Raw genomic sequence first — 25,208 nt, 5'->3', positions numbered from 1 at the left:
CTGGGTGACGCTCGGCTGCGTGCCGATATCGAGCCTAGTCATACCCCAGAGGTGTTGCCGTCGAAACCACCAGGTCGGGCTGTGCGTCCGTGGCGCCGGTCACCTCCGCGTTCGCGCGGGGTGGCGAAGCCGTGTTCCAGGGCGCCGAGCACCTCGTCCAGATAGACGGTGAGATCGGTATCGGCGCGGGTCAGCCAGGCGTCGAAGGCGGCGCGCGCGGCGGCGAGGGTGGCGCGTCCGACGGCCAGCGGGATCAGCGCGTCCTCGGGTTGGCCGAGGCGGCTCGCGGCGAAGGCGGCGACGGTGCGCTCCCAGGCGTCGTAGTGCGCGCCCGCGGTGGCGGCGAGGGCGGGCACGGTGGCGACCAGTTGCATACGAGTGCGTAGTTCCGGCACGTCTTCGGCGCGGTAGCGGTTGGCGTTGACCACCACCTGGCGGACGGCGGTCATCATCGGGATGTCGGGGTCGACGGTGGCGAAGTCGGCGCGCAGGGCCGCGACCTCGTCGTCGAACTGGTACCAGAGCACCTCGGCCTTGCTGGGGAAGTAGCGGAAGAAGGTGCGGCCGCTGACGCCCGCCGCCGCGGCGATCTGCTCGACGGTGGTGTCATCGAAGCCCTGTTCGCTGAACAGCCGCATGGCGATGAGTTCGAGCGCGCGTTTGCTGGTGCCGCGTGGGCGCCCGCGGGTGCTGTGTGCCGTCACGGCTATTGATTATGCGGCCGAGCGGCCTATTGATTATGTCAGTGAGTGACGTTAATGTCGGCGACATGATGGCGGATCTCACATGGCCCGAGGCGGGCGAATATGTCGCCGCGGGTGTGATCGTGGCCGTGCCGGTCGGTTCGACCGAACAGCACGGCCCGCATCTGCCGTTGTCCACCGATACCGATATCGCCCGCGCGCTGTGTGCCGGATTGGCCGCCGAACGCTCGGATGTGCTTGTCGCGCCTGCCATTCCGTACGGATCCAGCGGGGAGCACGCGGGGTTTCCCGGCACGCTGTCCATCGGCGCCGCCGCGCTGGAGCTGGTGATCGTCGAGCTGTGCCGTTCGGCCACCGAGAGTTTCGAGCGGATCGTGCTCGTCAACGGGCACGGCGGCAATGTCGAGCCGTTGCGCCGCGCGGTCGCGCTGCTGCGCACCGAATCCCGCGATGTGCGCCTGTTCCTGCCGCGCTACGACGGCGATCCGCACGCTGGCCGCACCGAGACCGCGCTCCAACTGGCGCTCGAACCCGGCCGGGTCCGCACCGAGCGCGCCGAAGCCGGCGATATCCGGCCGCTACCGCAGATCCTGCCGCTGCTGCGGGCCGGGGGAGTGCGCGCGGTGAGCCCCAACGGTGTGCTCGGTGATCCGGTGGGCGCGACCGCTGCGGAGGGCGCCGCCCTGCTCGCCGAGCTGACCGCACAACTGACCGATCAGACCCGGCTGTGGTGGCCGGAGAATCCCGAAAGGATCCAGCCATGAACCCGTGGTTCGAAACCGTCGCCGAAGCGCAGCGGCGCGCGAAGAAACGTCTCCCGAAATCGGTGTACGGCGCGCTGATCGCCGGTTCCGAACGCGGCCAGACCATCGAGGACAATCAGACCGCGTTCACCGAACTGGGTTTCGCACCGCACGTCGCCGGGCCGATCGGTGCGCGCGATCAGTCGACCACCGTGCTGGGACAACAGATCTCGATGCCGGTGCTGATCTCGCCGACCGGCGTGCAGGCCGTGCACCCCGACGGTGAGGTCGCCGTGGCTCGAGCCGCCGCCGCGCGGGGGACCGCCATGGGTCTGTCATCGTTCGCGAGCAAACCGATCGAAGAGGTGATCGCGGCCAATCCGGCCACCTTCTTCCAGCTGTACTGGTGTGGCAGCAAGGACGAGATCTCCGCGCGGATGGCACGGGCGAAGGCCGCGGGCGCGGTCGGGCTGATCCTGACGCTGGACTGGTCGTTCTCGCACGGGCGCGACTGGGGCAGCCCCGTGATCCCGGAATCGCTGAATCTGCGCACCATGATGAAGTTCGCCCCGCAGACCATGATCAAGCCCCGCTGGCTGACCACCTACGTGCGATCGGGCAAGCTGCCCGATCTCACCGCGCCGAATATGGCGGTGGGCGATGCCCCGGCACCGGGGTTCTTCGGGGCGTACGGCGAATGGATGGGCACCCCGGCCCCCGACTGGGCCGATGTGGCATGGATCTGCGAACAGTGGGACGGCCCGGTGATGCTCAAGGGCGTGATGCGCGTCGACGACGCCCACCGCGCCGTGGACGCGGGCGTGGCCGCCATCTCGGTGTCCAACCACGGCGGCAACAACCTCGACGGCACCCCCGCCGCCATCCGCGCGCTGCCGGTGCTCGCCGACGCGGTGGGTTCGGAGATCGAGATCCTGCTCGACGGTGGCATCCGGCGTGGCAGCGATGTGGTCAAGGCCGTCGCCCTCGGCGCCCGCGCCGTGATGATCGGGCGCGCCTACCTGTGGGGTCTGGCCGCCAACGGGCAGGCGGGTGTGGAGAACGTGCTCGACATCCTGCGCGGCGGCATCGATTCGGCGCTGCTGGGCCTGCGCAAGACCAGCATCACCGAGCTGGACCGCGGCGATATCGTCGTACCCGCGGGATTCGAACGGGCGCTGGGTGTTCCGGCCGCACCTGCTCCGGCCGCATCGACGGAGCAGGCGCAGTCCGCGGCTACCGCCGGAGCGCGGTAGCCGAATCGCGGGCGGGTACCGGCAGCTCGAAGATGCTGGCGAAGCTCTCCTCGCCGTACCCGTCCGCGAACCGCTCCGGTGTGACGCCGCCGCTCGCGGTGAGCAGGGCGGCAGCGTGCAGGAATCCGGTCAGCGCCACGTATCCGGCGCCGAGTAGCGCCAGATCGTGTGTTTCGGCGGCGCCCGGATCGTCGCCCACGTATCAGACCGGGGCCGCGGACCATCACCGCTGGTGTTCAGACATCGGCGGGCACCGATCGCAGCGCGGCGGCCACACTGGCGATGCCGTCGGCGCCGTGCCCGGCCGATTCCGCGCGGGCCAGCAGCGCCCGGATCAGCTCGGGCAGGCCGGGATGGATGTGCTGATCGGCGCCGGAGGCGACCAGATGGTCGATCGCCGCCGCGTGCACCGCGACCGTGCCGTCGTCGTTCGGATACACGCCCGCCGCGATCTGATCGGCGTGCTCGATCATCAGTGAGCCGATGAACGGGAGATGTCCGGTCGCCACCTGTGCGAAGGCGGCGGGTTCGATATCGGCGGCGTCGGTCAGCGCGACCGCGTGATAGAAGCCCGCCAGCGCGCCCCACGCCATCGCGAACAATGCGGTGTCGTACACGGCCGCCAGGCCCGGGTCCGTCCCGAGATGGACGGCATTGCCCAGACTCGCAAGCACGGACCGGTGGGTGTCGAAGGCGTCGGTGGCGCCGCTGAAGACGAACAGTGCGTCCCGCTGCCCGACCCGTTTGGTGCCGCTCATGGCCGCGCCGTCGAGATATCCGGCGCCCGCCGCGGCCGCTCGTGCCGCCAGGTCTCGGCCTTCCTGCGGTGTGCCCGAGGTCAGGTTCACCAGGACCCGGCCACGCAACTGCTCGACATGCGGTGCGAGCACCGCCCGCACGGTGTCGTAATCCGGCAGGCAGACCACCACGACCGGGGCCGAGCCGATGGCGTCGGCCACCGAGTCCGCCCGGATCGCGCCACGGGCGACCAGGGGTTCGGCGGCGGCAGCGGTGCGGTTCCAGACGGCCGTGCGCTGATCGGCGGCGCGGAAGGCCTCGGCGAGCCGGGTCCCCAACTGCCCCAGGCCGATGACCGAGACGTCGGCGGCGTACTTGTCGTTCCCGGACACGTGATCTCCCATTCCTCGGGTTCGGCGCCCGACGATGCGGGCAACAGAACGTTACGTAACGTTCTGTTGAGCAGTATCGGCCGTGGAGTGGGTGCGCGTCAAGAACGTAACGTTTCGTTTCGGTGCTAGGGTCCGGTCGTGTCCGATGCACCGACCCCCCGAGCGGCCCGCTCCAGGTCCGCGATCCTGCGCGCCGCTGTCGACCTGTGCGCCGAACACGGCTTCGCCGCCGTCACGATGGAGGCGATCGCGGCACGAGCCGAGGTGGGCAAGCCGACGGTGTACCGCTGGTGGCGATCCAAAAGCGCGGTGCTGCTCGACGCGCTGCTCGAGATCTGGGCGGCCCCGGTGGTGCCGCTACCGGCATCCGGCGACGGTGATGTGGTCGCCGATCTGCGTCGCTGGCTCTACGGGTTCGTCGACACTTTCAACGATCCGACCCTGCGTCCGGTCGTCATCGGCGTGCTCGGCGCGGCCCAGCTCGACCCGGAACTCAAAGCGTCCATCCGAGAACGGGTGCACACACCGCTGCGCGCCGACAACCAGACCCGCATCGTCGCCGCCCAGCGCGCGGGACAGCTGCCCGACGTCGACCCCGAACTACTGGAGGATTCGCTGGTCGCGCCGCTGTGGTACCGCCTGCTGGTGAGCGACGAACCCATCGACCGCGCCTACGCGGACGCCGTACTCGCCGCCGCACTGCGCTGAGCCATTCGTGCATCGCGGTGAGCGCTCAGCTGGCCGCCGAATCGCGCACCGGCGCGGACGAGCTGCCCGCCGGCGCGGACACCGACGCCCCGTTGCCGGTCGCCGCGCGATGGTGGGCGAGCAGGGTGTCGTAGATATCGGCCAGTGCCGTGAGCTGTTCGCGGTCGAGGAGGTCGATCATGTGCTTGCGCACGCTGAGCACATGGGCGGGTGCCGCCGTATCGAGCGCGTCGATACCGCGCTGGGTGAGGCAGGCGGCGGTGCGCCGGGCGTCGTCGGGGATGGGCTGGCGGGCGACCAGTCCGCGCCGTTCCATCCGGGTGATCTGATGCGAGAGCCTGCTCTGCGACCATTCGAGCTTGGCCGCCAGGTCGGCGAAGGTCAGGCATTGTTGCGGGTCTTCGGCGAGATAGGCCAGTACCGAGTATTCGACATAGGTGAGATCGGATTCCCGGGTCGAATCGCGGCCGACGGCGGCGGCGATCAGATCGCGGGTCCGGACGAATCCCAGCCAGGCCCGCATCTCGACGTCATCGAGCCAGTGGGGGTCGGTCACGTTCGTGCTCCAATTTTCGGATCGGATCAGGTGCCGCGCGCCCGGAGCCCCGCGCGATACCTGCTGGAACGACAGGTAGCACCCCTGGGGTTGAACGTGCAACCTTTTGTGGCGCATCCCAGTGTCACGGCTTCTGGATAGGGTTGCCTAACCGCAGGTGCGCCCCCGATCGGTCGTTAGGCTCGCTGTGCTTCAGTCCAGCCCTGACTGTTGCCGAGCCCGACACTTGCCCGAAGGAGTGCGCTTCAGTGACCGCCGCGCCGGACTTCCGCTACTCAGACCTGCTGCCGATCGGCGCCGACGACACCCCGTACCGGTTGCTCACCACCGAAGGCGTCAGCACGTTCGAGCAGAACGGCCGCACCTTCCTACAGGTGGAGCCGGAGACCCTGCGGATGCTCACCGCCGAGGCGATGCACGACATCAGCCACTATCTGCGGCCCGCGCATCTTGCCCAGCTGCGCAAGATCATCGACGACCCGGAGTCCAGCGGCAACGACCGCTTCGTGGCGCTCGATCTGCTCAAGAACGTCAATATCTCGGCGGGTGGCATCCTGCCGATGTGCCAGGACACCGGTACCGCGATCGTCATGGGCAAGAAGTCCGAGGGCGTGCTGACCGGAGTCGACGACGCCGAATGGATCAGCCGCGGCGTATTCGATGCCTACACGAAGCTGAATCTGCGTTATTCGCAGCTGGCCCCGCTCACCATGTGGGACGAGAAGAACACCGGCTCCAACCTGCCCGCGCAGATCGAGCTGTACTCCAACCCCGGTGATCCGGCGAATCCGGTCTACAAGTTCCTGTTCATGGCCAAGGGTGGCGGTTCGGCGAACAAGTCGTTCCTGTACCAGGAGACCAAGGCCATCCTGAACCCCACGCGGATGCTGGAGTTCCTCGACGAGAAGATCCGCTCGCTGGGCACCGCCGCCTGCCCGCCGTACCACCTGGCCGTGGTCATCGGTGGCACCAGCGCCGAATTCGCTTTGAAGACGGCGAAATACGCGTCCGCGCACTATCTGGACAATCTGCCCACCGAGGGCTCGATGACGGGGCACGCCTTCCGCGACCTCGAACTCGAGGAAGAGGTCTTCCAGCTCACCCGCGAATTCGGTATCGGCGCACAGTTCGGCGGTAAGTACTTCTGCCATGACGTGCGCGTGGTCCGTCTGCCCCGTCACGGCGCGTCCTGTCCGGTCGCCATCGCCGTGTCCTGTTCGGCCGACCGCCAGGCGCTGGCCAAGATAACCAAGGATGGCGTGTTCCTGGAGCAGCTGGAAACCGAACCGGCCCAGTACCTGCCGGAGCAGACCGACGCCATCCTCGGTGGCGACGTGGTGCGGATCGACCTGAACCGGCCGATGTCGGAGATTCGCGCCGAGCTGTCGAAATACCCGGTCAAGACCCGGCTTTCGCTCACCGGCCCGCTGGTGGTGGCCCGTGATATCGCGCACGCCAAGATCAAGGAGCGCCTCGACGCGGGTGAGCCGATGCCGGAGTACCTGCGCGATATGGCCGTCTACTATGCCGGTCCGGCCAAGACTCCCGAGGGCTACGCCTCCGGTTCCTTCGGGCCGACCACCGCGGGCCGGATGGACTCCTATGTCGATCAGTTCCAGGCGTCGGGTGGCTCGTTCGTCATGCTGGCCAAGGGTAATCGCTCGGTGCAGGTGACCAATGCGTGCAAGGAGCACGGCGGGTTCTACCTCGGCTCGATCGGCGGTCCCGCCGCTCGGCTCGCCCTCGACTGCATCAAGAACGTCGAGGTGCTCGAGTACCCCGAGCTGGGCATGGAAGCGGTCTGGAAGATCGAGGTCGAGGATTTCCCGGCCTTCATCGTCGTCGACGACAAGGGCAACGACTTCTTCGCCGAGACCCAGAAGCCGATCGCGCTGCGGGTGCGCACCCGTTCCAAGGAACGCGTCTGAGCGACGTGTCCCGAGGTCGGGCGAGTCATAGGTTGTGCACATGATGGGGATGACCTGTGGAAAGCCAGCGTGCTGAGCGGAATCGTCTGTGCGGCAGTAGGTTCGCATCGGCTACCCGTCGGCATCGGTGGTGGTCAACGGGCTTGACCGCACCGGTGCCGAAAACCGTTGCCGCTTGCCGAATGTGATCCACAACACGGGGATAAGGTTGTGGACAGCTGTCGTGTCACATTGTTGTCCCAGGTCACGTCGGTGCCGGTGTGACCCGGGACGCTCGGCGCGTCGCGCTACTATCCACCGCTATGTGGTCACCGAGGAAAGCGCGCGGCACAGCTGAGGTCGCCCGGTCGAAACGGATCGCCGCCGCGGTCGTCATGGCGGCGGCGCCGCTGGCAGCGCCGCTGGTCATGGCGCCCGCCGCGCAGGCCGCGCCCACCGCCGACCCCGCGACACCCTCGGGAGCTGCCCTGGTCTGGCCCATCGCGGCGGCAGGTACCGAGGGCTTGAATCCGCTGCTGGCGCTCGCCTACAGCATGGCCGCCGACGAGGCACACGCGGCGGGCGTGCCGCTATCGATCACCTCCGGCTACCGCACCCACGCCGAACAGCAAGCCCTGTGGGACGAGGGCGTACGCACCTACGGCAGCCCCGCCGAGGCCCGCCGCTGGGTACTGCCGCCGAACGAATCCACCCACGTCACCGGCCAGGCCGTCGATGTCGGTCCGATCGAGGGCGCGCGCTGGCTCGAGGCCAACGGCAACCGCTGGGGGCTGTGCCGGACCTTCGACAACGAATGGTGGCACTTCGAGCTGGCCACCTTCCCCGGTACCGCGTGCCCACCCCGCGTACCGGATGCCAGCGTGCGCTGACCGGGCGAACAGTCGGCCTACTGCTCGTCGTCGGGCAGGGACGCGAGGATCGCCTCCCACGCCTGATCCAGATGCGGTACGACGCGGATCGATGCGCCGGGCGCGGGCAGCACCCGGTAGCGCTCGGTGGTGAGAGCGCCTCGGCCACTCTCCGCGCTCCGGCGCCGATCGGCCGGGCCGGGCAGTGTTCGCAGCGGCGGCCGTCAGTACACATCGCGGACGTATCGTTTCTCGCGCTTGAGCGTGTTCACGTACTCGTCGGCCGCGTCGGCGTCGAGCCCGCCGTGCTCGATGACGATGTCGTGCAAGGCCCGATCGACATCCTTGGCCATCCGCGACGCATCACCGCAGACATAGAAATGACCGCCCTCCTCGAGCCAGGCGAACAGATCCCTACCGTGCTCACGCATCCGCGTCTGCACATAGACCTTGGCGCTCTGATCGCGGGAGAACGCGAGATCGAGCCGGTCGAGCAGACCGCTGGCATGCCAGGCGGTGAGTTCGTCCTCGTAGACGTAGTCATGGGCCCGATGCTGATCGCCGAAGAACAACCAGTTGCGTCCACCCGCCCCGCGCTGCTCCCGCTCCTGGAGGAACGCGCGAAACGGCGCGATACCGGTGCCGGGCCCGACCATGATCATCGGCGCGTCGTCGTCACCGGGCACCCGGAACGATTTGTTGGGTTGCAGGAAGATCTCGGCGCTGTCGCAGCGATCGGCGAGGAAGGTCGAGCAGACGCCGCCGCGTGCCCGACCGGCGCTGTGATAGCGCACCCCGGCGACGGTCAGATGGATGTGTTCGGGATGGGCCAGCGCACTGGAGGAGATCGAATAGGCCCGGTGCTGAAGCGGTTTGAGCAGTCCGATGAACTCCTCGAGGCTCAATGCGTCACCGCCGATGCGGAGGATGTCGAGCACATCCTTGCCGTAGCGCCAGCGGTCCAGCGCCTCCTTCACCCCGCCGCGCAGCACATGGGAGAGTTCCTCGTGCTCGGCGCGGCTCTCGACCTCGCCGATCAGGTCCTTCGACGGCGTGCTGATCTCGTACCGGTGGCCGAGCAGCTCACCCAGCGGTTCACCGTCGACGAGGGTGTCGGGGGAGACGCGGAAATGCTCGGCGATCGCCGCGACGAGCGCCGGATCGTTGTCCGGCAGCACGGCGAGGGCATCGCCCGCCTGATAGGCGATGCCGCTGTCGGCGAGCGCGAACTCGTAGTGCCGGATCTCCTTGGCCGAACCCGCACCCGACAGCAGCCGATTCACCGGCAGCTGCGCGCGGAACGGATTCTTGCGGGTCCATCCCGACCGTGCGACCGTGCTCGGCGGCGGGGTACCCGGCGTACCGCTGGCGCCCGCGAGGGTGACCAGGGTGCCGACCGCATTGCGCACCCATTCGGCGGCCTGGGTCTCGTAGTCGATATCGCAGTCGGCACGGCCGACGATGCGATGTGCGCCGAGCTGCTCGAGCCGGGTGTCGATCAGCTTGCCTGCCTGGCAGAACCCGTCGTAGCCGGTGTCGCCGAGCGCGAGCACACCGTACGCGACGCTCTCGAGCCGCGGCGCGGTCGAAGCCGACAGAGCCTCCCAGAACAGTTCGGCATTGTCGGGCATCTCGCCCTCACCGTAGGTGGAGGTGATGATGAGCACGTAACGCAGACCGGCGAATTCGTCGAGGGTGATCTCATCGAGTCCGTTCACCGTCGCGTCGAAGCCCTGCGCCTTCGCCGCGGCCGCCGCATCACCGGCGACGCTTTCGGCATTACCGGTCTGGGTGCCGTAGAGGATCCGCAGCGCCGGTCGCGGCGCCACGGTATCGGTGTTCGCGGGCGGCGGTGACGCCAGGTTCATGGCCATCCGGGAATGCAGGCCCGCGAGGAAACCGGCGAGCCAGGCGCGCTGATCCTCGTTGAACGGTGCGTCTTCGGGAATGTAGGCGATCTTCATGGGCTCTTCACGTGGTCTGGAGGGTCGGGCCGGAGACGGCGACGACCGGGATGGCCTGATGGGCGAACAACTCTTCGAACGAGGGCAGGCGACCGATCCGGTCGACGTTCTTGGCGCTCTGGAACAGGATCCAGCCGTAGGTGCCAGGACTGTCCATCGAACGCACATTGCGTCTGCTCAGCGCCTGTTTGTAATCGGTGAGCCGCTTGTTGGCGATGAGGACGGCGAGGTCCTCGTCGTCGAAACCGTCGATCGCTTCGCGCGCGTACTTCTGGAGCTTCTGGATGAGGAAGAAATCCTCGGTGAGGATCAGATTGCGCACCGCGGTACCGATGCGCGGGTCTTGCACATCGGTCACATCCGGCATCCGCGACAGCGCGAGCTGCTGGGCCATGTTCAGGACCGTGTAGGTGTTGAGCAGGGCATACATCTCGTCAGTGTCGGTATCGCCGTATCCGGGCACCGATCCGCCGAGCACGGTGCGCTGTTCGCGATAGGAGATCTTGAATTTGCGCACCTGATGGCCCGCGAGCGCGGCCGCGAGTTCATCCAGCAGCTCCTTGCGGGTCTTCGCGGCCAGGATCGCGTCGGCGTCCTGATATTGGAGCAGCGCGCTCGGCATCGCGTACACCAGGTGCGTGCGCGTGGTATCCCAATCATCGAGCAGCGCACGGCCTTTCACCGAGCCGGTAGCGTCGGTATGCCATTCCAGCAGCGTGCGCGCGGCCACCTCGTGGAAGGGTGCTTCGGTGATCGGCAGCACGCGCACCGAATCAGCGCTGACCTTGGCGGGCAGTTCTCCCGCCGGATCGTACTGGTAGAGGAATCCGCCGCTCATACCGGTCGCGACGCCCTTGCCGAATCCGCCGATATTGAGCACGGCGCCATTGGTCATGTATTCGCACAGGAATTCACCCACGCCCTCGACCACGGCGCTCGCACCGGAATTGCGGACGGCGAACCGGTCACCGGCCTCACCCTCCACGAACAACCGCCCGCCCGAGGCGCCGAACAGCGCGAAATTGCCGACCAGGACATTGCCGCCCGGTGCGTCGGAACCGCCGCCCGGCGACCGCACCGCGATGGTGCCGCCGCAGGCGCCCTTGCCGACGCCGTCGTTGCAGGTGCCGGTGTGGGTGAGCGTGAGGCCGTCGTTGCAGAAGACGCCGTAGCTCTGACCCGCCGAACCGGTGGTGGTGATCCGCACGCTGTCGGGCAGCAGATAGCGACGGCCGCGATCGTCGGTGGCCACCGCGGGTCCGTCGGCGTGCTCATGGTTGAGCATTCGTTCGATATCGATGGCGAGCTGACCGCCGACGCTCTTGTCCCGGTTGGTCAGTGCCACCGGCTCCAGCGCGACACCGGCGAAATCGAGCCGGTCTCCGAACGCGTCGTCGACCGCATAATCCTTCTCCATGTAGATCGGGTCGGCGACCACGAACTCCTCGGCGACGGCGAGCATGCGCCGCAGATCGAGGGTGCCGATACCGGCCGGATGGTCGAGCAATTGCAACAGGTCGCTGCGTCCGCGCGCCTCGCGCAATGAGCGCAGGCCGAGCGTCGCCAGGATCTCGCGCACCTCATGTGAGATGTTCAGCAGATACTGGGCCAGCGCGCGCGGATCGCCTTCGAACACTTCGGCATTGGTGGTGAGCCCGGCGGGACATTTGATATTGCAGTTCTTCGCCATCACGCACTTGAGCATCATGAGCGCGGTGGTGCCGAATTCGAAGCCGTCGGCGCCGAGCAGCGCTGATTTCACCACATCGCTCGCGGTCTGATGCGCGCCCGAACAGCGCAGGCTCACCTTCTGCCGGATACCGTTCGCGCACAGCGCCTGATGCACCTCGGCGACGCCGATCTCCGCCGATCGGCCCGCGTACTTGAGGCTGGTCACCGCCGCCGCCCCGGTTCCGCCGGTGTTTCCGGCGACATTGATGACATCGGCCCCGGCCTTCGCCACGCCCACCGCGATGGTGCCGATGCCTTCCGAGGAGACCAGCTTCACGATCACCCGCACCCTGGCCGCCTTGCAGTCGTGGATGAGCTGGGCGAGATCCTCGATCGAATACGTATCGTGATGCGGTGGGGGAGAGACGAGTTCGACACCGGGGGTGCCGCCGCGGGCGGCCGCGATCTCCACGGTCACCTTCGGCGCGGGCAACTGCCCACCCTCACCGGGTTTGGCGCCCTGCCCGATCTTGATCTCCAGCTCCCGCAGCATCGGATCGGCGAGATAACCCGCCCACACCCCGAACCGGCCGGAGGCGAACTGTTTGATCCGCGAACCGCGGATGGTGCCGTAGCGGGTGATGTGCTCGCCGCCCTCACCACAGTTCGACATGCCGCCGACCATATTGGTGCCGTGTGCCACCGCTTCGTGTGCGGCAGCGACCAACGCGCCGTGGCTCATCGCGCCCGAGGCCAGCGTGCGGGTGATCTCGCTGGCCGGTTGCACCCGGGCCAGCGGTATCGATGCCGGTGCGGTCCTGATGCTGCCCAGATACTGCTCGGCCTCGCCGGTGGCCCGCACGCGCAGCGCACCGTCGGCGAGGTGGATGTCGCCGATTTCGTCACCGAACCGCTCCCGCAGCGAGACGGCGAGCGCGTCGAGCCGTTCGGGTCCGTGGGTCAGGCGCAGGACGAAAAGCTCGTCGTCCCGGATGCAGGTCAGACCGCGCACCTGGAAACAGTTGTTGCCGAACCGCGCGAATTGCCCCATCTCCATACGGAATTCCTCGGCGGTGTGCACGAAGTTCACATCGGCGGGCAGGGCGAGCACATCGCGCAGCGCTGCGGGGCGCCGCGTGCGTTCGGCGTTCATCGCGCGGACGAAGGTGCGGTAGCCGGGCGTGATATCGAAACTGTCGATGGCGCGCGGGGACAACTCGTCGAAGCTGGTATTGCTGTAGGCGGTGTCGTCGAGACCGAACGCGCCCTCGAGCTGGTTGATCGGCAGCAGCCGCAGATACGCGGCGTCGGCCATATCCGGGTTGTCGGGGCGGGCCGTATCGTCGAAGGAAATCGACTCCTCGGTCATATCGACGAATCCGCGCACCGCCGTGGTGCCGTAGGAATGGCCCGCGCCCTCGGCCCGCTCCTTGAACAGGCCGAGCAGCGGAATGTCCTTCTCGCCCGTCACCTCGAGCGCGCGGGCGTGCCAATCGGCGACGGCGGCGGCGAGGGTGGGGAAACCGACACCCGCGACCGGCGAGACGACATTCGGAAAGTACCGGCGCAGCACCGGATCACCGGTATCCAGATAGTTGGGTTCGAAGAACTCGCCACCGATATAGCTCTCCGCGGTACACAGACCGACCCGGCCCATCGTCTTCATCAGCGACTTCTCGGCCGCCTTGGCGAAATGCGCGAACGCGGTGTCGGCATCGCTGCCGTACTTCTCCTCCGCGCGCATCTGCACCGCGAGCGGATACACCGCCGACGCGCCGAACCCGAGCACGGTGGCAATGTGATGGGAGGAGCACAGCTGCCCGCTCTCCGCGATCACCGATACCCGCAGCCGCAGACCTTCCTCGATCAGCCGCTGATTGATCGCCGACACCACGATGATGAGCGGCATGGCCGCGCGCTCGCGGGAGACGTGCCGATCGGTGATCACCGCGATCCCACCGGTCTCGCGGGCGAAGGCCTCCACTTCGTCGCACAATTCGTCGATCGCGTGCACGAGCGCCTCGGCGTTACCGCGCGGATCACCGATATCGACCCGGTAGCGCATACCGAACCGCCGCACCGGCGTATGTTCCTGCGCGCGGATCTGGAGCATGTCGAGATGGGTGAGGATCGGCGACCGCACCACGATCTGCGGCGCGGGCTTCGCGCCGCTGTTCGGCTTCGCGCCCAGCGCCACCCGCAGCGTCATCCCGTCGGCTTCGCGGATACTGTCCAGCGGCGGATTCGTCACCTGCGCGAACCGCTGCGAGAAGTATTTCGCGACCCCGCCCTCCTGGTTGGACAGGGCGTTGATCGCCGCGCCGTACCCCATGGCGGAGATCTTCTCCTGCCCGGTGGCCAGCATCGGGTCCATCAGGAATTTGAAGCTCTCCTGATTGAGCGAGTACGCGACATAGCGTTGAGGGCGGTCCAGATCGCCGTCATAGCGTGCGGGCGAGCCCTGCTCGGCGGGCGGAATCGGCGGCAGATCGGCGAGATTCACTCGTGCTTCGGCCAGCATCGCCGGATAGTCGTGGCGGGCCGCCAGCATCTCCAGCGCTTCGGTGGTGGTGTAGGACCGGCGTTCGGCATGGTCGTAACAGAGCATGCCGCCCGCTTCGATCCGGCCGCGCCGGACCACCTCGTCCGGCGGGAAGTACACCTGCCCGGCCTCCGACATCACCCCGAGGTATTCGGCGGTCTCCACCGTGCGCAGCGGACGCAGGCCGAGCCGGTCGAGCCGCGCGCCGATGATGGTGCCGTCACCGAAGATGAGCGCGGCCGGGCCGTCGTTCTTCTCCTCGTACAGGCTGAAGTACTCGAGCATGGCCGTCACCTGCGGCGACAGCGTCGTATCGTTCTCCCAGGCGGGCGGCATCATGGCGACCACCGCAGTGACCAGGTCCAGATCATCTTCCAGGACGCGGTTCTGCAATGTCTGGTCCAGCCGGCAGCTGTCGGACTGACCGAGCGGACGGACGATCGCGCGATTGCGGGCGCGGGCGATGGCGTTTTCCGACAGCCGGTTCTTCTTGTCGGTGTTCAGTTCGCCGTTGTGGGCCATCAGCCGGAACGGTTGCGCCATGGTGGCATTGGGCGCGGTATTGGTCGAGAACCTGGTGTGGAAGAACATCGAATGCACTTCCATCCGCGGATCGGCCAGATCGCGGAAGTACGGCACCACTTCGTTCGAGTTGAGCCTGCCCTTGAGCACCTGGGTGCGGGCGCTGAGCGAGAGCGGATACATGCCCTGGAGTTCGGGCCTGGTGTAGGCGACGACCTCGATCGCCAGCAGCGCGTCGTGGATCGCACGGTCGGATTCGGCGAGGAACACCCACTGCCGGATGGGGAGCTGATACCGCACCGCCGCGGGGCGGATCACGGAATCGTCCACCGGGACATCGCGCGTGCACAGGATCTCGAAATCCTGCGCCCGTAGCGCCGCCTCGATCACCGTCTCGGCCTCGGCGTGGAACGCGGGATCGGTGGGCAGGAAGAAATTGCCCACCCCGAACTGCCCGAGCCGCAGCTCGCGCCCGGTGAGTTCGGAGAAGAAACGCAGCGAGAGATCGAGGTTCACGCCCGCGCCGTCACCGACACCCTCCGACGACATCCCGCCGCGATGCGGCACCGCGCACAACGCCTCATGCAGTTTGCGGATGACCTCGTGCGTCTGCACGCCGTCCTTACGGGTCAAGAACCCGACGCCGCAGCTGCTCTTCTCCTGATCCGGGTCATACAGCCCCTTCAACCGACGCTCTCTCTCACCAGCGTCGCGAACGACGCACCCAGCGTGTGACTGTGGGTTTCTCGTCCGTTGAGCGAACCCGCCCGGACCCCCGCGGATCGCGCGTGGTCGGGCCGATGGGGCGGCGAATATCGCCCACCGCAAACTTAGCGAAGCCTAGCCTAAGGTGACTTCGCTGAATAGTTGCAGGGACTTACATCACACCCGTCACCCGGTCGGCTCCTCTGTGGTCGAACCCTGGTGATGGGCGGCCAGGAACAGGTCGATCGCCGCGTCGACGGTGTCGGTGGGCGTGGCTGTGGCATCGAGCATCCGGGCATTCAGCGGGGCGCCGACGATCAACCAGGTGAGTTGTTCCGCGGCTGCCTCCGGGTCGGGGATGCGTAGCAGGCCGCGGGCGTCGAGGGTCTCGAGTGTTGTGGCGAGGTCGCCGATGTTTCTGATCCAGCTCTTGTGTAGATAGGTTGCCCCGACCTCGGGCTGGCGGGCGGCCTCGGCGGTGACCAGTCGGCGCATCTCCACCACGGTGGGGGAGAGCACGCCCGCCAGCAGGGTTCGTGCCCAGGCGAGCAGGCCCTCACGGACATCCTCGGCGGCCTCGAGTCGTTCGAGGGCGGGCCGCATGGCATGACGTCCCGCGTTCGCCCACTGCGCCACGACGGCGGAGAACAGCTCGGTTTTCGACGGGTGTTCGCGGTAGAGCGAAGCTTTGGAAATCCCTGCCCGCGCGGCGACTTCGTCCATGGTCGATCCCGCGAATCCGCGCTCCAGGAATACCTCACGGGCGACGGCCAGCAATTCGGTGCCCGACTTACCGGGCGGTCGGCCGCGACGCCCACCTACATTGTTCATATCGCCTACTTTAGTACTTGACAGTACCAAAGTCGCTCCCTAGATTGAGTACTGCACCGTACTGAAGGAGTTGACCATGGTCGTTGCAGGTGTCGTCGTCGCGGCGATCGTCTCGTTCGTCCTCAGCGCGGTGCTGTACGCGGCGCCCCCGATCGCCGCGCTGGTGTCACGGACCAGCACTCCGCGTCCCGGGCTCGGCCTGCCGGTGCAGATGGCGTTCGTGCTGTTACGTGGTCTGCTCGCGGCCGCGGTGCTGGCCGCGCTGCTCATTGCCGGTGATCGCCACGGAGTCGCCGCCGGAGCGGCCCTCGGCGCGATCGTGGCGATACTTCCGGTGACCATCCTCACCGGCGCCATCGTCCACGAGAACGTGCCGATTCCGACCGCCCTGGTGCATATGACCGACTGGGTCCTCAAACTGGTCGTCAGCGGTGTAGTGCTCGGACTGTTCCTCTGACCCCACCCGACGGGAGCCTCCCATGTCCACCACGCAAGGACCGATCGACATCACCTTCACCGCCGTCCTCGGAAAAGTCAGGGAGGGCGACACATGGACCTGCGTGCAACTCCCGGACTCGGCACAGATCTTCGGCACCCGAGGCCTGGTCAAGGTCACCGGAACCGTGGACGGCGTCGCGTTCACCTCATCCTTCATGGCACTCGGCGACGGCACCCACAAACTCCCCGTCGCCGCCGCCATCCGCCGCCGCATCGGAAAGACCGATGGCGACGAGGTCACCATCCGGCTGACCGAACGTTTGAACTGAGTCGATCTGCACGAAAGCCGGGGTGCGGCATACTGATGCGGTGCTCGATGCGGAACGGTTCGATCTCGTTATGACTGTTGTCCGTGGCACCGTCGACGACGTGCGGCGCGCCCACGAAGCCGGTGTCGACCTGGCGAAGATCACCACGCCCGCAGGGACGCTACTCAGCTGGGCCGCAGAGTGGGGTAGGACCGAGATCGTCGCCTACTTGCTCGCCCAGGGCATCGAAGCGGAGCCGATTGCGCTGTCGAAGGCCGCGGGGAAGGGCCATGCCAAGACCGTGCGGTTGTTGCTCGACCATGGCATGAACCCAGATCTGCCAACCGGTTGGCCACCGCTGTGCGTAGCCGCCGACCGTGGTTCGCCCGAGTGCGTCCGAGCCCTCCTGCAAGCGGGAGCGCGGGTCGAGGTTCGGATGGGGCCGCAGGCCGACCGCTGGAGCGGAAAAACGCCGAGAGAGCTGGCCATGATGCGTCCAACGGAAAACACCGCGGAGATACTCCGGTTGCTCGACCAGTAGATCGCTTTCGACGGCAGCCGATCCACGCACGGCGCCGAACTCGAACGAGTCGGGTGGAATCAGTTGGCGGGCTTGCCGAACCAGCGGGTGAGATGGTCGTCGAGGTCGGGCTGGTGTTCGCCGAGCCAGGCGACGTGGCCGTCGGGGCGTAGCAGGACGGCCGGGGCATCCAGTGCCGCATCGGGGTCGGTGATGAGGTCGACTCGGTCAGGCCAGGCCTCGACGGTCAGGCGTTCAGTGCGGTCGAGAAGTAGGCCGCGGCCGTGATGTAGCCGGTCGTAGAGGTGGCCCTGTTTGAGGTCGATATCGGGTAGGCGGCGGCCGAGCAGGTCGGGGCCGGGGCCGAAATCGTAGCGGACGTCGATCGCGGTGATCTTCTCGATCAGGTATCGGTTCACCTCGTCGAAGGCCATCAGTTCGGTGATCAACTTACGCACGGCCCGCGCGCCGGGCTCGGTGGACAGCAGTTCCGTTTGGGCGCGGGTGTTGTCCAGTACGTCGGCGGCGACCGGATGACGTTCGGTCTGGTAGGTGTCCAGCAAGGTGCCCGGTGCCCAGCCGCGGACCTGTGCCGCCAGCTTCCAGCCGAGGTTGACCGCGTCCTGAACGCCCAGGTTGAGGCCCTGACCACCGATGGGCGGGTGGATATGCGCCGCATCACCGGCCAGTAGCACCCGGCCGACCCGATAGCGCTCGGCCAGCCGGGTGGCGTTACCGAAGCGGGACATCCAGCGCGGGGAGTGCACGCCGAAATCGGTTCCGAAGGTAGCGCGTAACTGCTGTGCGAAATCCTCCAGGGTGGGAGGTCGGGTGCGGTCCTCACTGACGTCCGCGGCCGGGACCACGACGCTGTAGATCCCTTCACCGAAGGGCCGGATACCGAATCGCCTATCGGTCTCGCCGAGTTCGGCCATCGTGGCAGCGATTTCGGCCTGCGAGACACCCACTTCCATCTCGCCCATCAGCGTGTCGTTTCGGGCGGGCTCGCCGGGGAACCCGACGCCGAGCAGTGCGCGCACCGTACTCCGCGCGCCGTCACAGCCGACGAGGTAACGCGACCGCAGCTGTTGCCCGTCGGCCAGCTCGACGGTCACCCCGTCGTCGTCCTGCTCGAAACCGTCCACCGCACAACCGCGCCGGACCTGCGCACCCAATGCGACCGCGTGTTCTTCGAGCACATGCTCGATGACCGGTTTCGGGATGCCGAGCAGATAGGAGTATCCGGAATCGAGGCCCGCGGGCGCGGGTGCGGGGATGGCGGCGAAGATGCCGCCCACCGGACGCCGCCTTCCGCGTTCGAGAAGCCGATCCAAGAGCCCGCGCATCGCCATCAACTCGAGACTGCGCATATGCAGACTGACGATGCGCACGAACGACACGGGCTCGGTGTCCTTCTCCACGACGAGCACCCGCACATCGTGCAGCCGCAGTTCGGCGGCCAGCATCGCACCGGTCGGCCCGCACCCGGCAATGATCACATCGAACATGAACCACCCATTCGCGCGTAATTCTCGGTCACCCGGTCGCCACGCCTGTCCGTCGCCGGGTGCTGCCTCGCTGATTTCTGAATTTCCGCAGGTTCTGGCATCCACCGCATACTGTGCGGAATCCCCGGTTCGCCCGCAAGCGAAATATGTCGAAGGGAAGGCTCGCCGAGTCGGTCCGGGGCCGGAGATCAACGCACCGGTCGCCAGCGCCTCGCGATAGATCTGCCCGCTGGGACCGTCGGATTCCCGGTGGTCGAGCCAGCGCCGCGTCCGAGTTCTCGGCCCGGGCGATCGTCCAGACCGGCGATACAGCCGTCGAGCGACATCGACAGGTACAGCCGAATCGGATTGCTCATGCCCGGCCTCCAGCTCTCTTCGATGATCTCCTCGCGGGCCGGTGCGGGAGTGTCGAAAGAGGGCGGCAGGCGACGCATCGTTCGGGTGAGTTGTCGATGGCGCTGCGCTGTTGAATTCAGCGTCCTGGAATGACCCGGCGCGGATCGCCGCGATAGTTCTCCTCGTCGAACAGCACCCACTCGTCGACCGCTATTTCATACAACCGCGACGCACCCTCCGGCATGGCCGCCACCACCGGAGCGGCCCGCGGCCAACGAGCGGCGAACGCCCGCGCCCGATCATCCACTCCTGTGCCGGGTAGTTCGCGCGCATGCCCGGAGAAAGACACACCGCGTGCGACCTGCCCGAGTTCCCGCACAGGAATATCGATGATCGCGCCCGCCACCAACGGATTGCGGCGGATATTGCGGGAATGCTCCCGATCCTGCCGCGACAGAAACCACAACCGGTCCGGACGGAACTCCACGATGTACCAGACACTGCACACCCGAGGACCACCGCTTTCGTCAATTGTGGACAGCTGCATCAACTTTCCACCGGAGACATATTCCTCAAGAATCGCCCGTTCATCCACGCGCATGCCCTGCTTTCAGAGTCGGTAGTGCCTGGTCCGCCGTGTCAACGACAGGGGCCGAACTATTTTCCTCACCGACCCGATGATGCGCGGTTCGGCCGTTCGGCGGCGGCCGGGGTGCCGAACTTCCTGGCGAACTCGTCCCACCACGCGGTCGGCGGTACGGTCAGCGCCGCCTCGGCCAGTGCCTTACCCGTCGCGGTGGTGATCAGGGGGATCATGCTGCGAATGAATCGATCCATCGATGCCGCACCGCGCCCGGCTTCCTGATATTCACGAGCGGTGATCAACAGATCCAGCTTGTCGGCATCCCGCGAGCAGAGCGCTTCGACACTGGCGCCGGGCTGTTTGGCGGATTCGTGTTCGGCTACCGCCGAGCGGATACGCTCGGCCAGTTCCTCTGGCAGACCTGCGGTTTGATCGGCCACAACCTCACCGGCCGGGACCTGGGTGACGTACGCCTTGCCCGACGCTTGTACGTCACCGTAACGAGTTTCCGGGATGTCGTGGAATATGCCGAGCACCGCCGCGCGCTCCGGGTCGCCGCCCTCCGCCACCGCGAGCGCGAACGCCAGCACTGCCACCCGCCACGAATGCGCCGCAACGGATTCACCATCGGTGATCCCGGCACGCAACCATCCAGCCCTGGGGAGCGACTTCAAGTAGCCGAGTTCGTAGGCGAAGGTGATCGTTTCAGCTGCGCTGTCGGCGTCAATGCTCATTCCGGACTCCCAACGAGATAGTGGACCTGTTCCAAGAGCTGCCGCGCACGCGCGGTGAGGCTGTCACCTGAGGTGACCTCATCGACAGTAGTAGAGATGACCGAAGCCCATCTCGGATGTGTGACCAATGGTCGTCGTGCGCGAGCGAGCGTCCACAACGTATGGGCGCACAACTCCCGATATGGTGCACTGATCACGCCGGACAGAAGCGACGGCAGCAGCAACTCTCCAGACCAGCCGTCGCATTTCGGCCTGATCATATCGGCGTCGGAGGTCCACAGCGCGTTGTATTCACCCACCCAATACGCCCAGTATCGGAGATTCGCCAGCACGCAGTCGGGATCGTTCATTCCTTCGGCAACGAACCGATACAGAGATTCTGGTTCACCGACGCTGGCCGATCGAATAGCGGCTGAGCGCGCTACCGCCCACTCCGGTGACCATTGTCGGAGATCGGCTGCGGTGACCTGTTTTTTGATCTGTTCGGCAGCCCAGTTATCTGGTGAGTTGTGCGCGGCGTCGTGGGAAGCGACGAGAAAAACTGCCTGCCGCCGCAACATTGCGCTTTGGTCGTCTGCACCTGTGGATTCAGCCAGCGTTCGCAGAATGCTGACGGCGTCGGCGCGTTGACCGGAAGGGATATGTAGGCCTACAGGCATCTCGGCCAATTGGCGAGGAACTACACCTGTCAGCGGCCACATAAGCATCTCGGTAGTGGCCCTGTCCGGCACGGTGAGGCCCAACGGATGCCGTCTCGGGTCACGTTCATCCAGGCCGGACAAGATTTCATCGACGGATAGAGCAGTCTCGAACGCAGCCACAGCCTCCGAGCTAGCACCCAGCGTCAAGAGTGTACGGCTCAACTGCCTCAACCGAGAGAACGGCAACCGTATCAAAGGATTCCGCCCCTGCTCCCAGGCCCCAACAGTCTTAACCCCCACATCCAGCGATCCGGCCAGTGACTCTTGGCTGAGTTCGAGTTGCCTCCTGATCGCAGCGAGTACGGCACCCGAGACACGTCCGTCCAGGGCGCCCCCATCGGCGATGGGTGTGCTGTGAGTTTCAAGCGCCATTCAAGCCTCTCATCTGGCCGAAAGTCCCATTCGTGATGAGTCCCGATATCGCTGGCCGCGGCATACCGTCGGGTGGAGCCGAGAACAACAGAAGCCAGTCCGGTCCAGCATCGCATTGGCGTCGGCTCGACGTCATCTGATCGCGAAACGAGTGACGAAAGCTGATACCGCAAGCCCGCGTTGGCGATCCAGGACCACACGAGCAGCGGACCATGCTCGAACCAGACAGAGAGGCAGAAATGGACTGGATTATGGATGGCGATGATCCAGATGTCGAGACGCCACAGATGGTGTACCACGCGCGGTTGAGCTTAGCCAGCGCGCCGGGATTCCGCTGCCGTTGTCGGCCGAGGGTATTGCCGAGTGCAAAGGACGCTTGTGCTCCAACCACGGGCAAGGTGCACAGCGATGAATAAAGGGCCGCAAAGGCTTCCGGTCCGAGTACCGGCCAGCCGAGCTATGCACGACACACTCCAGACCTGGCACAGCCGTGATCGAAACCTGATACAGCGCACGCTCGACGGGCTCCGGGCGCTCGATGACCGGGCGGGTTGTCGTGTCGATGTTCCGATACGTAGCTACGCGCACGCGCACCAGGTGATGGCTGTCCATGCCGATCACCACGGTTGTCCCCGCTACACCGTGGCCATGGAGTACGCACAGCAGGTCCGGACGTGAACTCGATGATCGGCGCGCGGGCTTCCCCTCGATGCGATGAACCGGACGTGCACCTTTCGGTGAATCTGTATGGCGTCCGCATGGACTTCGCGGCCTGTCTGACGGCCGCGCTGATCTTCGTGCAGGAGTGGCAGATTCGCCACCACCCCAACGCAGTGGCCGTGATCCACGGCAGCGCAGCAGGGTTGGCCCGGCTACCCGCCGAACGCCTCTACCTCGAACCCTGACGCACCCGATCACCTCGCAAGGAGCCGTCTGCTGTGTCGGCCGCCGAGAGGCGGTGCTGCCGCCGCAGAGCTGATCGCGGCAGCCATCCCCACCACACGCATTGAGGAGACATGACCACACCCACACCCCTCACCGGAGTCCGCGACCCGGTCGGCCTGGACACCACCCGAGCGAGCATCGCCCGCGTCTACGACTTCAGTCTCGGTGGCAAGGACAATTACGATGTCGACCGTGCGGCGTTCGAGATGATTCTGCGTATCGCGCCTCGGCAGCGCGACGTGTCCAGGATGAATCGGCGGTGGCTGCATCGAGTCGTCCGGTATCTGGCGGGTGAGGTCGGGATCGACCAGTTCCTCGATATCGGCGCTGGTCTGCCCACGGTGGGCAACACTCACGAGGTCGTGCAGAGCACGAATCCGGAGGCCGTGGTCGTCTATGTCGATAACGATCCGGTGTGCAACGCGCACGGTCGGGTGCTGCTCGAGCAGAACGAGTACACCCACTTCGTTGCCGCGGATCTGCTCGAGCCGGACACGCTGCTCGCCAACGACGAGATCATTCGGTACCTCGACCGGGCCAGGCCGATCGGGCTGATCATGTGCGGCATCCTGCACCACGTGGACGACGCCCTCGATCCTGCCGCGATCATGCGCCAGTACATCGACGCTCTTCCGGTCGGGTCGTACGTGGGCCTCACCCACTTCTGGAACCCGAACGACGGCTCGCAACTCGCCGACCTCGCTATCCGGGTCGAACGACAGTTCGTCGAGAGGGGACTCGGGTCGGGCTGGTACCGCACCACGGACCAGATCGCCGCCTACTTCGGTGATCTGGAGATGGTGGAACCCGGAATGGTGGAACTCGACGACTGGTGGCCGATGGGACCGCAGGTCCGCGAGCGGCATCCCGAGGAGCGACTGATGCTCGGCGGACTCGCACGGAGGAACTGATGCCCTCGTCAAGGGCGACGGATCCCCGTCCGTTGTGGTCGCTGGCACCGACCTCGACAGCCGGCAGGTCGTGGAGAGCTTTCCAGGGATGGGGAATTGTGTTCTTTTGCCTGGAATGCTATCTGCTGTCTCGTACGGCTTGCATTTCCGGAAGCTTTGTCCACCAATGTGAATCACGCGCACGCGTTCGCAACGCGGCGCCCCGAGACGGCTGTCGACGCCGGTGCCCGCGACCGCGATCTCTTCCGGTGGCGGAATCTCGGATCTCGTTTATGCTTCTCGGCTAAACCGACTGGTCGGTTGGGCCAATGCTTGGTGTCGGTAGGTGAGAAAGGTCCGCGCATACGCCATGACCACGCTTCAGCAGACGAAAATATCCTCGGCACCCCCACCTGTGGTCTCCGGGAAACAGCCGCTCGTCGGTCATCTGCCCGAGTTCCTCCTGGCTCCGGAGCGGGTGCTCTGGCGGGGGCAGCGCCAGCACGGCAATATCTTTCAGCTCGCGATGCCGGGCGCCGATGTGGTCGTGCTGCTCGGCAAGCGCAACAGTGATTTCTTCTTCAAGGAGACCGACAAGCGCCTGTCGATCTCGGACGCCTATCCGTTCTTCACGCGCATGTTCGGCCCGGAGTTCTATTTCATGGGCGGTGTCGAACAATGGAAGAAGCAGCGGGAAGTGGTGCTTCCCCGGTTCCAGGGCGCGCAGATCGCCGACTACGTCCGGGTCATGGACCAGGAGGCCGCCCGGTTCGTCGAATCGCTTGGCGAGCACGGCGAGTTCGATCTGACCGAGGAGTTCGGTCCCCTGGTCATGCGTATCGCGGCCCACGCTTTTCTGGGGCCCGCGATCGCCGATGATCTGGTGGCCGGAGATTTCTTCGAGGAATTCCGCAAATTCAGTATGGGGATGGGCTTTTTCCTTCCCGACTGGCTGCCCCTCCCGCGCACCGTCAGGAGCAATCGCGCCCGCGACCGGCTCCAGCAATCGCTCGGTGACATGATCGGTGAGCGGCGGCGCGCTCCGCTGGACCCGCCGGATTTCTTGCAGAGTCTGGTCGAATCCAGGTACGCGGACGGCACCCGCGTGCCCGACGATGTGCTGATCAATTTCGTGCTCTTGTTCTGCTGGGCGGGGCACGAGACCACCACCGGCCATGTGGCTTGGGCCTTGGCCGATCTCATCGAACATCCCTCGGAACTACGTCGCGTGCGGGCCGAAGCCGAGCGATTGCTGGCCGCCGACCGGGTGGACCTGGCGGGCGTCAGGGGCATGCAGTTCACCTACGACTGCCTGCACGAAACCGAGCGACTGCATCCGGTGGCCTATATCCTCGCCCGGCAGGCACAGCAAGAACTGGACATCGACGGCTATACGATCCCGCGCGGCGCGTTCGTCTTCACCAGCCCGGCCATCAGCCACCGACTCCGGGAAGCCTTTCCGGAAGCGACCGAGGCGTATTGGCCGGACCGGTATTCCCAACCCGGTGGAAAATCGGCGCGGGGTTCGCTCATCGGTTTCGGTGCGGGTGCCCACCGTTGCCTCGGCACGCATTTCGCGCATCTGGAAATGCTGATCATCGTGGCGCGTCTGGTCGCGGAATTCGAATTGGAGCTGGTGCACGGGATGCCGAAGCCGGTTTCCGGTGCGGGTGTCACCAAATGGCCCGCTGGCCCGTGCACCGTGCGGTACCGACGACGCCGCTGACCGGACCGACCAAAAATCCCCCGGGGCGGCAGCGCATGCCGC

Annotated in this window: 22 protein-coding genes; 11 read left to right on the top strand and 11 right to left on the bottom strand. The window is 66.3% G+C overall.

What is annotated here, in order from left to right:
- Window positions 1-38: 38 nt before the first annotated feature.
- On the bottom strand, window positions 39-704 hold the full coding sequence (mftR, locus tag QH168_RS24235) for a mycofactocin system transcriptional regulator (protein ID WP_280467950.1): 666 nt from the start codon (window positions 702-704) through the stop codon (window positions 39-41).
- 65 nt (window positions 705-769) lie between these two features.
- Between mftR and mftE the strand changes: the two genes are divergently transcribed.
- Together mftE and mftD are read left to right on the top strand one after the other, a co-directional pair.
- The gene (gene mftE / locus QH168_RS24230; RefSeq protein ID WP_280467948.1) at window positions 770-1,468 is read left to right on the top strand and encodes a mycofactocin biosynthesis peptidyl-dipeptidase MftE; all 699 of its coding nucleotides are present in this window, start codon (window positions 770-772) and stop codon (window positions 1,466-1,468) included.
- The gene (gene mftD / locus QH168_RS24225; RefSeq protein WP_280467947.1) at window positions 1,465-2,700 is read left to right on the top strand and encodes a pre-mycofactocin synthase MftD; all 1,236 of its coding nucleotides are present in this window, start codon (window positions 1,465-1,467) and stop codon (window positions 2,698-2,700) included. The genes mftE and mftD overlap by 4 nt, the downstream gene beginning before the upstream one ends.
- Here mftD and QH168_RS24220 read toward each other — a convergent pair.
- The gene (locus QH168_RS24220) at window positions 2,681-2,899 is read right to left on the bottom strand and encodes a hypothetical protein (protein WP_280467946.1); all 219 of its coding nucleotides are present in this window, start codon (window positions 2,897-2,899) and stop codon (window positions 2,681-2,683) included. The genes mftD and QH168_RS24220 overlap by 20 nt on opposite strands.
- Before the next feature lie 37 nt (window positions 2,900-2,936).
- Complete coding sequence (locus QH168_RS24215) at window positions 2,937-3,830, bottom strand: NAD(P)-dependent oxidoreductase (RefSeq protein WP_280467945.1); 894 nt, start codon at window positions 3,828-3,830, stop codon at window positions 2,937-2,939.
- 138 nt (window positions 3,831-3,968) lie between these two features.
- Here QH168_RS24215 and QH168_RS24210 point away from each other — a divergent pair, with 138 nt between their 5' ends.
- Entirely contained in the window at window positions 3,969-4,538 is a 570-nt protein-coding gene (locus QH168_RS24210) for a TetR/AcrR family transcriptional regulator (RefSeq protein ID WP_280467944.1), read from the top strand.
- 25 nt (window positions 4,539-4,563) lie between these two features.
- Here the strand turns inward: QH168_RS24210 and QH168_RS24205 are convergent, their stop codons facing one another.
- Window positions 4,564-5,094 (bottom strand): MarR family winged helix-turn-helix transcriptional regulator, encoded by a 531-nt coding sequence (locus QH168_RS24205; RefSeq protein ID WP_280467943.1) that lies wholly within the window; start codon window positions 5,092-5,094, stop codon window positions 4,564-4,566.
- A 248-nt stretch (window positions 5,095-5,342) separates the two neighbouring features.
- Here QH168_RS24205 and QH168_RS24200 point away from each other — a divergent pair, with 248 nt between their 5' ends.
- Window positions 5,343-7,022 (top strand): fumarate hydratase, encoded by a 1,680-nt coding sequence (locus QH168_RS24200; RefSeq protein WP_280467942.1) that lies wholly within the window; start codon window positions 5,343-5,345, stop codon window positions 7,020-7,022.
- A 407-nt stretch (window positions 7,023-7,429) separates the two neighbouring features.
- Complete coding sequence (locus QH168_RS24195) at window positions 7,430-7,891, top strand: M15 family metallopeptidase (RefSeq protein ID WP_432421165.1); 462 nt, start codon at window positions 7,430-7,432, stop codon at window positions 7,889-7,891.
- A 203-nt stretch (window positions 7,892-8,094) separates the two neighbouring features.
- On the opposite strand, the gene QH168_RS24190 is transcribed toward QH168_RS24195, so the two are convergent.
- The 3 genes from QH168_RS24190 to QH168_RS24180 all read right to left on the bottom strand — a co-directional run bounded on the left by QH168_RS24190 (window position 8,095) and on the right by QH168_RS24180 (window position 16,105).
- A complete protein-coding gene (locus QH168_RS24190; protein ID WP_280467941.1) occupies window positions 8,095-9,834 on the bottom strand; it encodes a diflavin oxidoreductase in 1,740 nt (579 codons plus the stop codon).
- Window positions 9,835-9,841: 7 nt separating this feature from the next.
- Complete coding sequence (locus QH168_RS24185) at window positions 9,842-15,256, bottom strand: glutamate synthase-related protein (RefSeq protein WP_280467940.1); 5,415 nt, start codon at window positions 15,254-15,256, stop codon at window positions 9,842-9,844.
- A 204-nt stretch (window positions 15,257-15,460) separates the two neighbouring features.
- On the bottom strand, window positions 15,461-16,105 hold the full coding sequence (locus tag QH168_RS24180) for a TetR/AcrR family transcriptional regulator (RefSeq protein WP_280467932.1): 645 nt from the start codon (window positions 16,103-16,105) through the stop codon (window positions 15,461-15,463).
- Between the two features lie 76 nt (window positions 16,106-16,181).
- Between QH168_RS24180 and QH168_RS24175 the strand changes: the two genes are divergently transcribed.
- The 3 genes from QH168_RS24175 to QH168_RS24165 are packed head-to-tail and all read left to right on the top strand — an operon-like array spanning window position 16,182 to window position 17,392.
- Window positions 16,182-16,562 carry a DUF1761 family protein gene (locus tag QH168_RS24175; RefSeq protein WP_280467930.1) on the top strand — a complete coding sequence of 127 codons (381 nt, stop codon included), beginning with the start codon at window positions 16,182-16,184 and terminating at the stop codon, window positions 16,560-16,562.
- A gap of 22 nt (window positions 16,563-16,584) precedes the next feature.
- The gene (locus tag QH168_RS24170; RefSeq protein ID WP_280467928.1) at window positions 16,585-16,872 is read left to right on the top strand and encodes a DUF1905 domain-containing protein; all 288 of its coding nucleotides are present in this window, start codon (window positions 16,585-16,587) and stop codon (window positions 16,870-16,872) included.
- A 40-nt stretch (window positions 16,873-16,912) separates the two neighbouring features.
- Window positions 16,913-17,392, top strand: coding sequence for an ankyrin repeat domain-containing protein (locus QH168_RS24165; protein WP_280467926.1), 480 nt, complete (start codon window positions 16,913-16,915; stop codon window positions 17,390-17,392).
- Between the two features lie 59 nt (window positions 17,393-17,451).
- On the opposite strand, the gene rox is transcribed toward QH168_RS24165, so the two are convergent.
- The 4 genes from rox to QH168_RS24145 form a co-directional block, all read right to left on the bottom strand.
- Complete coding sequence (gene rox, locus QH168_RS24160; protein WP_280467924.1) at window positions 17,452-18,879, bottom strand: rifampin monooxygenase; 1,428 nt, start codon at window positions 18,877-18,879, stop codon at window positions 17,452-17,454.
- Window positions 18,880-19,351: 472 nt separating this feature from the next.
- The gene (locus QH168_RS24155; protein WP_280467922.1) at window positions 19,352-19,816 is read right to left on the bottom strand and encodes a pyridoxamine 5'-phosphate oxidase family protein; all 465 of its coding nucleotides are present in this window, start codon (window positions 19,814-19,816) and stop codon (window positions 19,352-19,354) included.
- 65 nt (window positions 19,817-19,881) lie between these two features.
- Complete coding sequence (locus QH168_RS24150; protein WP_280467921.1) at window positions 19,882-20,532, bottom strand: HD domain-containing protein; 651 nt, start codon at window positions 20,530-20,532, stop codon at window positions 19,882-19,884.
- Window positions 20,529-21,353 (bottom strand): hypothetical protein, encoded by an 825-nt coding sequence (locus QH168_RS24145; protein ID WP_280467919.1) that lies wholly within the window; start codon window positions 21,351-21,353, stop codon window positions 20,529-20,531. The genes QH168_RS24150 and QH168_RS24145 overlap by 4 nt, the downstream gene beginning before the upstream one ends.
- A gap of 977 nt (window positions 21,354-22,330) precedes the next feature.
- Here QH168_RS24145 and QH168_RS24140 point away from each other — a divergent pair.
- The 3 genes from QH168_RS24140 (at window position 22,331) to QH168_RS24130 (ending at window position 25,166) form a co-directional block, all read left to right on the top strand.
- Complete coding sequence (locus QH168_RS24140; RefSeq protein WP_280467918.1) at window positions 22,331-22,510, top strand: hypothetical protein; 180 nt, start codon at window positions 22,331-22,333, stop codon at window positions 22,508-22,510.
- A 111-nt stretch (window positions 22,511-22,621) separates the two neighbouring features.
- Window positions 22,622-23,461 carry an SAM-dependent methyltransferase gene (locus QH168_RS24135; protein ID WP_280467917.1) on the top strand — a complete coding sequence of 280 codons (840 nt, stop codon included), beginning with the start codon at window positions 22,622-22,624 and terminating at the stop codon, window positions 23,459-23,461.
- 349 nt (window positions 23,462-23,810) lie between these two features.
- The gene (locus QH168_RS24130; RefSeq protein ID WP_280467915.1) at window positions 23,811-25,166 is read left to right on the top strand and encodes a cytochrome P450; all 1,356 of its coding nucleotides are present in this window, start codon (window positions 23,811-23,813) and stop codon (window positions 25,164-25,166) included.
- The last annotated feature ends 42 nt before the right edge of the window (window positions 25,167-25,208 follow it).

Origin of the sequence: Nocardia cyriacigeorgica, assembly GCF_029868385.1 — a bacterium.
GTDB classification, from domain to species: Bacteria; Actinomycetota; Actinomycetes; order Mycobacteriales; family Mycobacteriaceae; genus Nocardia; species Nocardia cyriacigeorgica_F.
This window is presented reverse-complemented; position numbering and strand designations above follow the sequence as displayed.